Genomic DNA, 14,256 nt, shown 5'->3' on the forward strand with positions numbered 1-14,256 from the left:
GTCAGCGACCTCCCGCAGCGAGGATCAACGGCTCTTCGGGCGGCAACGGCTCTCCCTTGTGCGTGCGGCTGATCAGGGCGATGGTGCATCCGCACACCACCACGGAACCGATGGCCGCGAGCACCGCCACTGGCCCGCCGTGCAACGCAGTGACCACGTTCTGCTGCGCCGCCATCGCCACCACCACGGGGATGTACATGGCGCCCCAGAAACCCACGCCCATCTCGCAATCCTTGGTCATGCCGCCGCGCTTTTGCATCCACAAACGCGCGCAGATCAGCAGGATCATCGCGATCCCCACTCCGCCCACATTGGATTTGACGCCCAGCAACACGCCCAGCATGTCGCCCATGATCACGCCCGCCAGCGTGCAGATCGCCAGTAATGCCACACCGTAGATAATCATTGTTGTTGTCCTCAAAGTGCTCGTTCGAAAGTTTTTGTTGTTGTGCTTCGAAAGCCTTGGGTAGTGCTCTATCGGTGGCGGCGTTCCTCCTCTTGCAGCAGGGCCTGCAGGGTGTCCAGGCGCGCACCTTCGCAGGCGATCACCGTGCCCTGATCAAACACGCGACGTGACAGGCCAGTGAGCACGGCGCCGGGGGGCAGTTCTATCTGCAGGCGCACGCCGCGCTCGTAGGCGCTTTGCACGGTGCCGCGCCAGTCGACGATGCGGCACATGTTGAAAGCCAGGTCATCGCGCAACTGCTCGGGGTTGTGGATCGGCCGCGCGCGGGTGCTGCTCAGGTAGGTGATGCGCGGTTTCTTCAGTGGCACGAACGCCTGCGCCAGCGCCTGGGCCGGTTGTTCAAGCAGCGCGCAGTGAGACGGCACGCTGACGGCCAGGCGCCTGGCCACGCCGTTGCCCTTGATGCGCTGGGCGACGCGCTGCATGGCCTCGTCACTGCCGGCGATGACGGTCTGGTTATCGGCGTTGATATTGGCCAGGTACACCGGTGTTTCGGCGCTGTGAATCTCCGCCAGCAGGGTTTCGACGGTGGATAACTCGGGCCCGATCAGCGCGGTCATGCCGTAGCCCTGTGGATAAGCGTTTTGCATCAGTTCGCCGCGCAGGGCCACCAGCCTGAGCGCATCGGCAAAATCCAGCGCCCCGGCGATCACCGCTGCCGGGTAGGCGCCAATGGACAGGCCCGCCACGTAATCCGGCGTGTGCTGCAACCGCCGTGCGTGGGCGACGCCTGCGATCAACAGGCACAGCTGAACGGCACGGGTCGATGCCAGGGCCTGCGCCGAATCGAGTTGGCGCACTTCTTCACTCAGGGCGGCGCTGGCCTCGTCCAGCACATCGGCAGGCAGTTGCTCAAGCATGCGTGGCCGTTGCGCGCCCTGCCCCGGAAACACCAGCAGGCTGCTCATGCCACGGCCTCCCAGGGGTCGGCGACCAGCTGCGCACCGCCACTGGTTTTGAGCAGCACGCGGCGCGATCCGCCGGCCCATTCGCGCAGGGCAACGGCGCCGAACGGGGTTTGCAGTTGCAGGTCCACGGCGCATACCGCCGTGTCGAGAACGGCCAGCAAGTCCCGCGCATTTCCGCGCTCAAGCCGCTCGGGACGGCGCAGAATCAAATCCAGATCGCTGTGGGCATGCAGCGCTTCAATGCCGGTCGCCAATTCAAATCCGGCGCTGCCGGCGACGCCCCAGGTGTGCTGAACCAACAGCGGGCGCAGGTGCTCGATCGCGCGCAGTGCAGGGATATCCCGAGGCGAAACCACGGCGCCGAGCGCTTCCGGCACCACCCGCCGGGTCACCTGCGCAAGGGGCATCACTGCGGCAAAACGCTGCTCACGCAAACGCCCGCGCACACCGACCGCCACATGGCCCGGCGCGACGAGCGCGCGGCGCACCACCACCGGATGGCCGGCGCTGATGGCCTCCACCGCCCAGGCCGGGGCGTCGGCGGGCAACTGCGCCGGGGTCATGCCCCAGAGCAGGTCGTGGGCGTTCACCATTGCTCCCGCAGCAGCTGGCGCACATGGCTGGAGGCGGCGCGATTGCTGGCGCCCAGACGACCGCTCAAGTCACGGCCGTCTACATCGTTGATGGCCTTGAGCAGGCAGTCGCCGACCCGCGCCACATCGTCCGCCGTGGGCTGTTCGATCTGGCTGACCGACAGGGTCTCCCACAGCAAGCCAAGGCTGGCGAAGCTGTCGATGTCGTAAGCCATGGGCGGCACACTGGCGGCCAGGGCTTCGAGCTCTTCGACGCTGCGCAGGGTCACCCGCGCGGCCGAGGCCTTGCCCATGGCATGCACCATCACGCCCGGATCGCGCAGGGCAATCAGCCGGTTGGCCTGGTAGCCGTGGGCGAGAAACGCGCCGGACATGGCTTTGCCCACCAGCAGCCCGATCACCGGGTGCCCGGCCAGGCGTGCGCGGGCATAACTGTCGGCGGCGGCGGCCAGGGCCTGGTGAATGCCGAGGGCTTCTTCGCGGCGGCCGTAGGCCTGGCTCGGCACATCGACGATGGCGATGATCGGGCGCCGGTCACCACGGGCAATGGCGTCGTCCACCGCCTTGGCCAGGCCCCAGCCTTCCAGCAAGCCGACCTCGCCATTGCGTGCACGGGGGAAGCGGTTATCCGGGTCGGTGACCACGGCAATAAAGCGCACCGGCTGTCCACCCAATACGCCGTCAGCGACTTTCAGCGAGGCCGGCAAGCTTTCGACCGCCGTTGCGCCCGCGCTCAAGGCGTTAAACCATTGCAACCCTCTCATGAGCGCTCTCCCTGATACAGCGCGCGAACCGTCGCCGGCTCGATTTGCGGGGTGGCGTCCAGCGCGTTCAAACGCGCCAGGTAATGCTCGGCCTGCCGGCTGCGTTGTTGCGCGGGCACACCCTGCTGCAACAGCGCGGTGACGGTCTGCTGGATCTGCGCCACATCGTCGGCCACATAACGGTCGGCCAGGCCGCTGTTGAAACGCTGCTCGCCGCCGGTCAGGCTCCAGATAAACGGGCGGTCGCGGGAATCGTATTCTTCCAGGCCCGCTTCCTGTTCGATCACTTGCGGGCCATTCAGGCCCAGGCGTGCTTCGCGGGTGACCACAAGGTAGCTGCATAACCCGGCCGCGATGGACATGCCACCGAAGCAGCCCACACTGCCCGCCACCACGCCAATCACCGGCTGGTACTGGCGCAGGTCGACAATTGCCGCGTGAATATCGGCAATCGCGGCCAGGCCCAGGTTGGCTTCCTGCAAGCGCACGCCGCCGGTTTCCAGCAGCAATACGGCACGGGTCTCGATGCCGTTGCGGTTGTCTTCAGCCGCCAGCTCCAGCGCCCCGGCGATTTTGGCACCGCCCACTTCACCGAGGCTGCCGCCCTGAAAATTGCCTTCAATGGCGGCGATCACTACCGGCAGACCGGCGATGCTGCCCTTGGCGATCACCACGCCATCATCGGCCTGGGGCACCACGCCCTGACGGCTGAGCCACGGGGACATGACGCGCTGAAACGGATCGATCAATTCTCGAAACGTGCCGCTGTCGAGCAGCGCCCTGGCGCGCTGCCGGGCGCCGAGTTCGACGAAGCTGTGCTTGTTGAGCAAGTCAGTCATGGCCGATCTCCTCAAAACCCTGCTCCAGGCGCAGGCGCACCACGCCCGGGGTGGCACCGAAATCGTGGATATCGATGTTCAACGCCGGCGGCGTGTGTTCCTGAAAGATGCGTTCGAACAGGTGCTGCCAACGCAGCTGCGCGCCGTTCACCGAGGTCTGCACCTGGATGCTCAGCGTACCGGGCGTGCCCGGTTCCAGCAGCACTTCCAGATCGCCCGAGCCGACGCAGCCCACCAGCGCACGGCCTTTGGGCGGCTGCCCGGCGGGGAATTCAAAGGACAAGGTTTCCATCACAGCGCTCCGTCGAGGCGGTCGATAAACAGGCAGGCGGCCAGCAGGTCGGCGGCGCCGCCGGGGGAGGCGTTCAGCGCCAGCAGTTGCTGGTCGAGTGCGTGCAATTGGCGGCGCCCGGCGAGGGTGGCGCTGCCGCCGGCGTCGAGCACGGCCTGGGCGCCCAGCTGCATCGCCTGCAGGCCTTCAAGGCCGGCGCGGTAGAGCACGCAGGTGTCGCCAAGGTCCGTCATGATCGCGAGCAAGGCATCCAGGCGCGCGTTCTGTTCGCCGGTGTTCTGCTGACGGCTTTTGCGCAGTTGCGGCAGGCCGCGTTGCATCACTGAGGGGAAGCCGAGCTGGGCTTCTTCTCGGGCGCCGCGTGCGCCGTAGCGCTGGGCAACCAAGGCGCCGTGGCTTGCGGTGTGCGGCGCGTAGCGGTCGTTGAGCTGGGCCAGTCGGGCGGCGTTCAGCGTGAGGGCGCGTGGCTCCAGCGCGGCGGCAGCGGTGAGCAGGCCGAGCGCCCAGATCGCACCGCGATGGGTGTTCACGCCGTCGGTGGTGACGAGCATCGCCTGCTCGCCTTCGCGGCCGATACGGCCGAGGGCTTCGCGCAGGGGCACGCCGACCTCGCCGCACTCCAGCGCCGCTTCAGCCATGGCCTTGAACATCGGCCACAGCGACAACGCCGAAGCGTGCATCAGGCCCAGGTGCAGATCGCTGTGAGCGCCGTTGCCACGACGGTCCACCAGTGCGGGTTTGGGCGACAGGTCGGCTTCATCGATCAGCGCATCGACGGCCAGATCGGCCAGGCGATCGGCCAGGCTCAGTTCATGCAGTTTGAGGGCGCGCATTTACCAGCTCCTGAATTTGGCGGGCGGGTTGTACAGGCCACCAGACCAGTCCACCAGGTCGGCCACGCTCTTGGCGGCCAACAGCTCGCGGGTGGCGTCGGTGCGGCGGATACCGAGGTCTTCGGGCAACGCGATCAAGCCTTCGCGGCGCATGCGCGCGGTGTCCTTGGGGTTATGGCGCAGGCCGATGGCGGTGACGCCGGCAACGGCAGCGATCATCGCCTGGCGCTCTTCGAGGGAGCGCGCCTTGTACAGGTAGGCGATGCCTTCTTCGGTGAGCAGATGGGTGACGTCATCGCCGTAGATCATGATCGGCGCCAGGGACATGCCGCTTTTGCGCGCCACGTCCACCGCATCGAGGGTGTCGACGAAGGTGGGTTTGCCGCCTTCCTGGAAGGTCTCGACCATTTGCACCACGAGTTTTTTGCCGCGTTCCAGCAACGCTTCGGGCGCGTCGCCGTGGCGCATGTCCAGCCACGCCGGAGTGCCGTGTCGGCGACCGCGCGGGTCGTGCCCCATGTTCGGCGCACCGCCGAAACCGGCGAGGCGGCCACGGGTGACGGTGCTGGAATGGCCGTCGCCGTCCACTTGCAGGGTGGCGCCGATGAACAGGTCCACCGCGTATTGGCCGGCCAGCTGGCTGAACATCCGGTTGGAGCGCATCGAGCCGTCGCGGCCGGTGAAGAACACGTCCGGGCGGGCGGCGATGTAGTTCTCCATGCCCAGTTCGGTGCCGAAGCAGTGCACGCTTTCCACCCAGCCGCTTTCGATGGCGGGGATCAGCGTGGGGTGCGGGTTGAGGGTCCAGTTACGGCAGATCTTGCCCTTCAGGCCCAGGGATTCACCGTAGGTGGGCAGGATCAGCTCAATAGCGGCGGTGTTGAAACCGATGCCGTGGTTGAGCGACTGCACGTTGTGTTTTTCGTAAATGCCACGGATCGCCATCATCGCCATCAGCACATGCACCGGTTTGATGTGGCGTGGGTCGCGGGTGAACAGCGGTTCGATGTAGAACGGTTTGTCGGCCACCACCACGAAATCCACCCAACTGGCGGGGATGTCGACACGGGGCAAGTCACTGACGTCATCCACCAGTTGGTTGACCTGCACGATGACGATGCCATCGCTGAACGCCGCAGGTTCGATCAGCGCCGGGGTGTCTTCGGTGCTGGCGCCGGTGTAGATGTTGCCGGCGCGGTCGGCCATGAACCCGGCCGAGAGCACCACGTTGGGAATCAGGTCCACCACCAGGCGCGCATAGAGTTCGATGTAGGTGTGGATCGCGCCGATTTCCAGCAGGCCGTCTTCTAGCAACTGGCTGATGCGCAGGGATTGAGTGCCGGCGAAGGAGAAATCCAGCTTGCGGGCGATGCCTTTTTCGAAGAGGTCCAGGTGCTCGGAACGGCCGACACTGGGCATGATCATGTGCAAATCGTGGAGCTTGGCGGGGTCGGCCTTGGCCAGCGAGCGGGAAAGGAAATCGGCTTGCTTCTGGTTATTGCCCTCCAGCACCACGCGGTCGCCGGGCAGGATCAGCGCTTGGAGGGCTTCGACGATCCTGTCGCCGGGCAACACAGCCCCGTCTGCGAAGTGCGAAACCAGCCCGAGCCGCCGCCGCTTCTCGTCGCGCCGCCGCGTCCAGCGCGCGTTCGGGGTGCTTGTTGTTGTCATGGTTGCTCCACGGGTTTGCTGTCGTGGGCTTACCTTAGGAGTGAATGGGGGGGCTATCAATCAAGCTGGGTGGTGGATCGTTACGGCTGGAGTAATGGAGTATGAGCAAATGCGGACTTGGGCTGAATGAAGAACAACATGTGGGAGGGGGCTTTCTCCCAACAGCCCAAAATCCTGCAGGAAAATTCCGAGAGCCCGCCGCTCTACAATTTCATGTCTATGTTCAAAGCCCCCAAACCCTCAAGCGGGTAGCTGCGGTACTCATAAACCTCCCCGCGCACTATGAGGTGGATGATTCCATCCACTTGACTCACTTGGACATCAGGCTCTTTGGTTTTCAAAAAAAGGGTGCCGAAACCAGCGTTGTCAGTATTTCCTGATCGCTACCCAAGTTCTTGTGAACGTAGTACCTGTAGGAAAATCCCACTGTCGCGCCGCCCTGGTCGTCGCGTACCCCATAAATTGAGCTGCCGTTGCCCAAGGTGTATTTCAAAACCACTTCGTCCAGATCCGGGGTACCGGATGACATGATCCAATTGCCCCCTATGTAAATCAGGCAGGCCACCAGCAAGCAGTTTCGCAGGACCGGCAAGAGCCCCTTAATAGCCCTGAGAAATTGCATATTCAATACCTCTTTTTATCCAATATTGATCACGAGGGTCATCGCCAAAAGGGTCACCGCCCCACCATGATCCAAACTCAGGCCTGGTAGTTTTTGCGAATGTTTGAGCGACACCTGCTGCCCGTAACAGCACATGCTCGGGAATACCCAATACCGTACCTGTAGCACCGTAATTGAAATTACCAAAAGCTTCGTACTGACGCCCTCGCTTCTTGTAGTTCCATGGCCCGGCAGCCCTGACCTGGGAATAGAACCAGGAATAGGCGAATGCCGAGCCTGGCTGAAGATGAATACGCTTGCATTCGGATATCGCCATGTTTTCAAAAATTGAAATACCAGGCGGCATAAGTGGTACGGCCATTTGCGGGTCCTTGCTGGCAGTGAGGAGCGCAGAAATTAACCACTTCACTCACGCCTGAAAACCCAATAAATCAAAGTGCGGAACCCGCCTACAGCAATGACATCCTATTCTGACAAGACCTTCAGGTTGTTACTCGGAACCTGTCTCTCTAGTCTTTTTTCGTCCAAACCCATCACGGGCGAACATCATGAATCCGAACCCTAAACCCAATATTGGCATGCACAACCCACCTCACCCAGGCGAAATTTTGCTTGAGGATGTGATCCCTGCCGTAGGCATCACCATCACTGAAATGGCAAGGCGCCTGGGCTTCGCCCGTGAGACGTTTTCCAGGATCTTGCATGGCCATGCCCCAATCAGCCCGGACCTTGCAGTCAGGTTGGAGCGCGCCAGTGTGAGTACCGCACAGCTATGGTTGTCGATGCAAAGCGCCTACGACCTGTGGCAGGCAGAACACCATGAGCAGCCGTTGATTGAGCGGTTTGCGCGGATCGATTGAAGGCTGAAGCCGAGCGCAATTCACTGTGGGAGGGGGCTTGCTCCCGATAGCAAGCGGTCGGTTGATGAATAGGCAACTGACCCACCGCTATCGGGAGCGGCCCCCTCCCACATGGAATCTTCACACGGCATGTCATCAGGCCAGGCCGGACTCGACCAGCAGCGCTTCAAGCCCCATCAAATCCGGCACTCTCGCCACATGCTCGCCCACCTGCACCGCCGCCAGCTCCAGCGGGCACAGCGGCACGTCGACGTAGCTTAATTCGCTGTCGAGCTTGTACGAGCGGGGAATCCCCTGGATCACCAGCGCAATGAACTTCAGCGTTGGCCTCCCGCCGAGGGCGTTCAGCACCACGATGCGCGAACGCTCGCCGGTCAGGCTGGCTTCGCCGCACACCGCTTCAAAGCTGATCAACGGAATCTGCCGATCACGCCAGGTCACTTGCCGCAGATACCACGGCGGCGCATCACTGGCCGGCTCTCCACGCTGGAAGTCGATCAACTCGGCAATGGCGACGTTGGGTAATACCAGGTGACGATCAGCCAGGGGCAGCAGCAGGCCGGTGAGTTGGGTGGCGCGGTGGTCAAGCATGGGACTTGCTCCAATAGGCGATGCTTTCCAGCAGCACCGACTCCTGGTACGGCTTGCCGAGGTAGTCGTTGACGCCGATGGCCATGGCGCGGTCGCGGTGTTTCTGGCCGGTGCGCGAGGTGATCATGATGATCGGCAGGCGCATCAGCCGTGGGTCGTTGCGCACCTGGATCGCCACTTCGAAACCATCCATGCGCGGCATTTCGATGTCGAGCAGCATCAGGTCCGGGGTGTGTTCCTCAAGCACAGCCAGAGCGTCGATGCCGTCCTTGGCGGTGAGCACGTTCATGCCGTTGCGCTCCAGCAGGCGGCTGGTGACTTTGCGCACGGTGACCGAATCGTCCACCACCAGCACCAGCAGCGCACGCTTTTTCAGCGGGTCGTTGAGCACCAGCGGCGCGTCCAGCGCCTGCGCCGGCAAGGCCGGTTGCCGCGCGCGGATATGCGCCAGCAGGTCGATGATCAGCACCACGCGGCCATCGCCCAGAATCGTTGCGCCGGACAGCCCCTGCACCCCGGCAAACTGCGGACCCAGGCCCTTGACCACAATCTCGCGCGTGCCCGCCATGGCATCCACATGCACCGCCACGCGTCGCTCATTGCAGTGCACCAGCAACACCGGTACCGGTTGGTACTCGCCCAGCAGTTTCGGGCGGCCGACGGTGTGCAGCAGATCGCCCAGGTAGAACAGCTCATAGCGTTGGCCGGCGTACTCGTAACACGGCGGGCCCTGTTGATAATGCCCGGCCAGTTCATGGGGGGGCACGCGCACCAGGCCTTCAATGGTGTTGAGCGGGATCGCGTATTGATCGTCTGCGCACTGCACCATCAACGCGCGGTTGACCGACACGGTGAACGGCAGGCGAATGCGAAAGTGCACGCCCGCTCCCGAGGTCGAATCGATCACCATTGAGCCGCCCAGCTGGCGCACCTCTTCATGCACCACGTCCATGCCCACGCCACGCCCGGAAATCTGCGTGATTTTCTCGGCGGTGGAAAACCCCGGCTGCAGGATGAACTGCAACACGTCACGGTCGCTCATTTCCTGATCGGGCTTGAGCAGCCCGCGCTTGATCGCCTTGCGCCGCACCGCGTCGAGGGGCACGCCGGCGCCGTCGTCGCGCATGTCGAACACGATGTCGCCGCCTTCGTGGGTCAGGTCCAGGGTGATGCGGCCCGTCTCGGGCTTGCCCGCCGACAGGCGGGCCTCACGCGATTCCAGGCCATGGTCGACGGCGTTGCGCAGCATATGTTCGAGCGGCGCGACCATGCGCTCCAGCACGTTGCGGTCCATCTCGCCCTCGGCATTGCCGACCACGAATTCCACGTCCTTGCCCAACTCTTGCGCCACCTGGCGCACGATGCGCTTGAGGCGTGGCAGCATGCGTTCGAACGGCACCATGCGGGTGCGCATCAGGCCTTCCTGCAAGGCGGTGTTGATGCGCGCCTGTTGCTGCAACAGGTCATGGGCATCCTGGTTACGACGCTCAAGGGTTTCCTTGAGATCCAGCAGGTCGCTGGCCGACTCGGACAGCGCGCGGGACAACTGCTGCAACTGTGAGTGGCGGTCCATTTCCAGCGGATCGAATTCTTCATAGCCCAGGCGTTCAGCCTCGGCCTGCTGACGGCTGAGCAGGCGGCCCTGGGTTTCGCTGTCGAGCCGGCGCAGTTGGTCACGCATGCGTTCGATGGTGGTTTCCACCTCGCTCAACGCGGCGCGCGCGTCGTTGACCTGCTGTTCGATGCGTCCTCGGAAGATCGAGGTTTCGCCGGCCAAATTGACCAAATCGTCGAGCAGGTCGGCGGAGATCTTCACCATGTCGGCGTTCGGGTCGACGGCCGTTTCGGTCTTGCCCGCCGGCAACGCCACCGGCCCCAGCGGTTCCGCGCTGGGCTGCACCAGGCTTCTGATGCGCGTGATCAGCTTGTCCACCGAGCCCACCGGCAGGCCATCGGCGACCGCGTCGATCATCTGCGCCAGGCGGTCGTGGCAGCCTTGCAGCAAGGCGAACAGCTCGGCCGACGGCGCAAGCAAGCCGGCGGATAGCCCTTCGTAGAGAAATTCCAGCTCATGGGCCAGGTCGCCAATCGGCGCGATCTCGACCATGCGCGCGCCGCCCTTGAGGGTGTGCAGGTCGCGCAGCAGGGTTTCCACTTCCTGGCGACCGCCCGGCTCGGCCTGCCAGCGCAGCAGCGCGGCGCCGGAACTGTCGAGGATATCGGCCGCTTCTTCGAGGAAGATATCCAGCAGCTCGGGGTCGGCACTGGCGGCCTGCGGTGCGCCAACCGGTGCAGCCGGCGTACTGGCCTGGCGAAACGCACGCAGCGTGTCGATCAGTTCGCGGCTATCGCTCAGCGGCTGATGGTCGCGCAGCTCTTCCAGTTGCAAGGCCAACTGCTCGTGACTGGCCATCAGCAGGCGCGACAGTTCGGCCGAGTAGCTGTAGCGGCGGTCCACCAGGCCTTCGTACAGGCATTCAAGCTCCTGGGCGAGGTCGCCCACCGGCTCGATTTCGGCCATGCGCGCGCCACCCTTGAGGGTGTGCAGATCGCGTTGCAGGGACGACAGTGGCGCGGCGTTTTCCGGGTCCAGCAGCCAGCGTTTGAGCGACTGGCCGGCGCTGTCGAGAATGTCCACTGCCTCTTCGAGGAAGATCTCGACGATCTCGTCGTCCATCGCCGTTGCCTGCTCCAACTGCGCCGTGGCGGCGCCCAGTTCGGCGATGTTCGGGGCGTTGTGGCCGTCGCGGGTGATCAGCCCGGTGGCGGACGGGTCGAGTGCATCGTCGAGCAGCTCGCGCAGGGCCTGCAAACGGGCCGGTGCCGGGCTGATTTCCTGGCCGGCGGCCAACTGGTCGAGCATGTTGATCAATGCTTCGTGGGCCTGTTCGGCCTCATGAAAAAACCGCGCGCTGACCGCAAGGCTGCTTTCTTCCACGGCGCCATAAAGGTCGAGCAAGGCTTCACACAGGGCATCGATGGGGTGCAGGTCGGCGAGGTGTGCGCCCTCCCCCAGCGTGGTCAATTCGTCCAGCAGCGCGCTCAGCTCCTGGCGCTCGCCAGGGTGCTGCTGCCAGCGGCGCAGCAGGTTTTCGGCATCCAGCAGAATGTCCATGCCCTGGGCCAGGAAGTTGCTGATCAACTGCGGGTCGCGCTTGATGCGCAGGCCCGTGCCGGGAGCGTCGAGCAAGGCTTGAAGCTGCTGGTCGAGCAACGCCTGGGTGCGGCTGATCAACTCTGCCGCGCCTTTGATCGGCACCAGCGGGTCGCGGTGCAACTGGCGCAGGCCTTGCTGGAACAGGCCTTCGGCTTCCAGCAGCAATTCCACTTCGTCCAGGTCCAGCGGCAGGCGGTGGGCCTTGTATTCACGGGTCAGGTGATCGAGCGGACGCGCCAGTTCGGCGATGGGCAACACACCGGCCATGTAGGCGCTGCCCTTGAGGGTGTGCAGCGCGCGTTGCAAGGCGTCGCTGACGTGCAGCGGAACGTGCTCGGCGGCCTGGTGCAGAAAGTGATTGAGGCTCTCGAGGTGGCTCTGGGCTTCGTTGCGGAAAATCTCCAGCAGCATCGGGTCGTGGGGTTCGACCGCGTGGGTTGGCGTGCCGCTGGCCAAGGCGTGGGCGCGCGCGGCCAGGGCGTCGACTTCATCGCGCTGGCGCTGGTCGTCGCCGGCAAAATCGGCAATCAGTTCCGGCAGCAGGGCCACGGTTTCATCCAGCACCTCTTGCACGTCGGCGCCAAGGACCACGCTGCGCTCCAGCACGCGGTTGAGCAGGTTTTCCACGGCCCAGGCCAGCTCGGCCAGTACCAGCGCGCGCACCATGCGGCCGCTGCCCTTAAGGGTGTGAAAGGCGCGGCGCATTTCGGCCTGGGCGGTTTTGTCGGCGCTGTTGGGCAGGTCACGGTGCAGCACCTCGAGGACTTCGTCGGTTTCTTCGAGGAAAACTTCGCGCAGTTCGTCGTCGATGGGGGCTTCGTCGGCCGGCGGCGGCAACAGGCTGCCGGGGCGCTGTCGGGCCGGCGGGTTCAGGCGTGAGGTGGGGCTGGCCAGGGCGTCGAACTGCGACTGGCTCGGCGCCTCATCGCTCGAAAGCGCACCCTCCGGCGCCACCAGCGCCTGGCGCCAGGGTTTGGCCGCAGGCAGGTAACCCAGCGCGGTCAGGCCCTGGGTGGCCATCTCCAGCACCCGTTCGCCGTCGGCGTCGGGGTCCTGGAGCATGCGTTCGAGGTAGTACTCCAGGCTGCTGATCACCTCGGCGAAATGCTCCAGCTGCACCTCGGACGGTGCGGCATCCTTGACCATCAGCTGTTCATTCACGTAGTCGGCGCAGCCGCGCATCAGGCTCGCCGCGCGGGGCAAGGGGATCATGGCCAGCGCGCCACGTACTTGGCTCAGCAGCTCTGGCAGCGACTCCAGGTGCTGGCGGTCCCAATCCGCTTCGAGGCAATCGATCACCAGCTCCCTGGCCTGCTTGAGGCACTGGCAGGATTCGCGGATCACCAACTGGTGAATCTGGGTCAGGTCGGTGGTGGGCAGGCGGCTCTCCTCGCGGCCCTGCGCCTCCACGGTACCGACCATGCCCGCCAGCGTGGCTTCGACGTAGAGCAACGCGCCCGCCACGTCCATCAGCACCGGATCATTGGGTTCGCGCTGCCCCTGGGCCAGGCTCTGCACCACGGCCAACTGGTCGATGATCACTTTGCGCGGCTGGCCGAAGCCCAGCACCGCCAGGGTGTCGGCGATCTGGCGCAGCGGCGCCAGCAGCGCGTCGAGGTCGCCGATGTGCTGGCGGTCGCTGCGCACGAACAGGTCCAGCCGCTCCTTGACCCGCACCAGTTCTTCACACAATGCACCAAGCACCGAGCCCATGGCATTGCGGTCCGGCCCGGCCAGGCGCGCACGCTCGGCATCCACCAGCGCGCTGTCGGGCAAGGCGTCATCCAGGCCGTAGCGTTCCTTCAAACTCTGCATGCGCGGCGTCGGCCGGGTCACCTTGGCGACGTAGAACAACAGGCTCTTGAGCAAGCCATCCGGCGCCGGCTGGTTGATGCCGCCAATGCCCTGGGCGAGCAGACGCTTGAGTTGTTTGCCACTGGCCTTGAGCAGGCTGCGCAACGCCGGGCTGTTGGCGATCACGCCGGTGAGCATGCCCTCGACCAGCGCCGAGGTGACCTGCCACAAGGGCAACAGCGGCGCGCCCTGGCACAGCGCTTCGAGGCGCGCGAACACTCGCGCCATGTCTTCCAGGTTGCTCGGGCCGTGGTCCTCGCGCAGCAACCCGGCCAGCGCCTGCTGCAACCATTGCTGCCACTGGCGCAATTGCTCGTGAAGCTCGGGCTGATCGCGCTGGGCCAGGGCGTCGTCGGGCAGCGGCGCAATCGACAGCAACTGCGGGCTGAACAGGCTGGTTTCCGACAGCAGGCTTTCGCCACGGGCGCTGCGCAGGTCGTTGAGCAAAGGCAGCACCACCAGCGGCAAATCGCGGCGGGCGCTGTGCACGCGGTCCAGGTACAGCGGCAGTTGGCCGAGGGCCTGTTGCAGCAGGCGGATGCTTTCGTCGCGCTGGCTGACGCGTTCAGCCTGCAGCGCCAGGGCCAGTTCCTCGATCTCTTCGGCGAGCAACGCCGCGCCGTAGAACTCGACCATTTGCAGCGCGCCATGCACTTGGTGGATGCACGCCAGGCACTCGCCCAGGGCGTCGGCGTCGCGGGTTTCGACAAACGCGTCCAGCGCTGAACGGGCCTGTTTCAGGGTTTCGGCAATGTCGCCCTTGACCCATTCGAGGGCCACGTAGTCGTGCCGATCAACCATAACTG

General features: G+C 64.7%; 13 protein-coding genes. 1 reads left to right on the top strand and 12 read right to left on the bottom strand.

The genetic code is table 11. From position 1 onward, the window contains the following. Nucleotide 1: 1 nt before the first annotated feature. From madL to VRB54_RS22605, 10 genes are all read right to left on the bottom strand, one after another. Nucleotides 2-406, bottom strand: coding sequence for a malonate transporter subunit MadL (gene madL, locus VRB54_RS22560; RefSeq protein WP_124425307.1), 405 nt, complete (start codon nucleotides 404-406; stop codon nucleotides 2-4). A gap of 68 nt (nucleotides 407-474) precedes the next feature. Beyond that, entirely contained in the window at nucleotides 475-1,374 is a 900-nt protein-coding gene (mdcH, locus tag VRB54_RS22565) for a malonate decarboxylase subunit epsilon (protein WP_338478822.1), read from the bottom strand. Next, the gene (locus tag VRB54_RS22570) at nucleotides 1,371-1,967 is read right to left on the bottom strand and encodes a malonate decarboxylase holo-ACP synthase (RefSeq protein WP_338478823.1); all 597 of its coding nucleotides are present in this window, start codon (nucleotides 1,965-1,967) and stop codon (nucleotides 1,371-1,373) included. The genes mdcH and VRB54_RS22570 overlap by 4 nt, the downstream gene beginning before the upstream one ends. After that, nucleotides 1,961-2,731, bottom strand: a complete 771-nt coding sequence (gene mdcE, locus VRB54_RS22575) for a biotin-independent malonate decarboxylase subunit gamma (RefSeq protein ID WP_338478824.1) — start codon at nucleotides 2,729-2,731, stop codon at nucleotides 1,961-1,963. The genes VRB54_RS22570 and mdcE overlap by 7 nt, the downstream gene beginning before the upstream one ends. Further along, on the bottom strand, nucleotides 2,728-3,570 hold the full coding sequence (locus VRB54_RS22580; RefSeq protein WP_338478825.1) for a biotin-independent malonate decarboxylase subunit beta: 843 nt from the start codon (nucleotides 3,568-3,570) through the stop codon (nucleotides 2,728-2,730). The genes mdcE and VRB54_RS22580 overlap by 4 nt, the downstream gene beginning before the upstream one ends. Then, complete coding sequence (locus tag VRB54_RS22585) at nucleotides 3,563-3,862, bottom strand: malonate decarboxylase subunit delta (RefSeq protein ID WP_338478826.1); 300 nt, start codon at nucleotides 3,860-3,862, stop codon at nucleotides 3,563-3,565. The genes VRB54_RS22580 and VRB54_RS22585 overlap by 8 nt, the downstream gene beginning before the upstream one ends. Further along, nucleotides 3,862-4,695, bottom strand: a complete 834-nt coding sequence (locus VRB54_RS22590; protein ID WP_338478827.1) for a triphosphoribosyl-dephospho-CoA synthase — start codon at nucleotides 4,693-4,695, stop codon at nucleotides 3,862-3,864. The genes VRB54_RS22585 and VRB54_RS22590 overlap by 1 nt, the downstream gene beginning before the upstream one ends. After that, nucleotides 4,696-6,366, bottom strand: a complete 1,671-nt coding sequence (gene mdcA / locus VRB54_RS22595) for a malonate decarboxylase subunit alpha (protein ID WP_338478828.1) — start codon at nucleotides 6,364-6,366, stop codon at nucleotides 4,696-4,698. A 337-nt stretch (nucleotides 6,367-6,703) separates the two neighbouring features. Next, the gene (locus VRB54_RS22600) at nucleotides 6,704-6,988 is read right to left on the bottom strand and encodes a hypothetical protein (RefSeq protein ID WP_338478829.1); all 285 of its coding nucleotides are present in this window, start codon (nucleotides 6,986-6,988) and stop codon (nucleotides 6,704-6,706) included. Beyond that, nucleotides 6,966-7,349: a polymorphic toxin type 44 domain-containing protein gene (locus VRB54_RS22605; RefSeq protein WP_338478830.1), complete on the bottom strand. Its 384-nt coding sequence runs from the start codon at nucleotides 7,347-7,349 to the stop codon at nucleotides 6,966-6,968. Before VRB54_RS22605 ends, VRB54_RS22600 begins: the two co-directional genes overlap by 23 nt. 211 nt (nucleotides 7,350-7,560) lie before the next feature. On the opposite strand from VRB54_RS22605, the gene VRB54_RS22610 reads away from it, so the two are divergent. Then, nucleotides 7,561-7,848: a HigA family addiction module antitoxin gene (locus tag VRB54_RS22610; protein ID WP_338481144.1), complete on the top strand. Its 288-nt coding sequence runs from the start codon at nucleotides 7,561-7,563 to the stop codon at nucleotides 7,846-7,848. A gap of 135 nt (nucleotides 7,849-7,983) precedes the next feature. On the opposite strand, the gene VRB54_RS22615 is transcribed toward VRB54_RS22610, so the two are convergent. Beyond that, a complete protein-coding gene (locus VRB54_RS22615) occupies nucleotides 7,984-8,439 on the bottom strand; it encodes a chemotaxis protein CheW (protein WP_338478831.1) in 456 nt (151 codons plus the stop codon). Beyond that, nucleotides 8,432-14,251, bottom strand: a complete 5,820-nt coding sequence (locus tag VRB54_RS22620; protein ID WP_338478832.1) for an Hpt domain-containing protein — start codon at nucleotides 14,249-14,251, stop codon at nucleotides 8,432-8,434. The genes VRB54_RS22615 and VRB54_RS22620 overlap by 8 nt, the downstream gene beginning before the upstream one ends. Nucleotides 14,252-14,256 lie beyond the last annotated feature (5 nt).

The sequence above is a fragment of the Pseudomonas trivialis genome (assembly GCF_036864995.1).
GTDB classification, from domain to species: Bacteria; Pseudomonadota; Gammaproteobacteria; order Pseudomonadales; family Pseudomonadaceae; genus Aquipseudomonas; species Aquipseudomonas trivialis.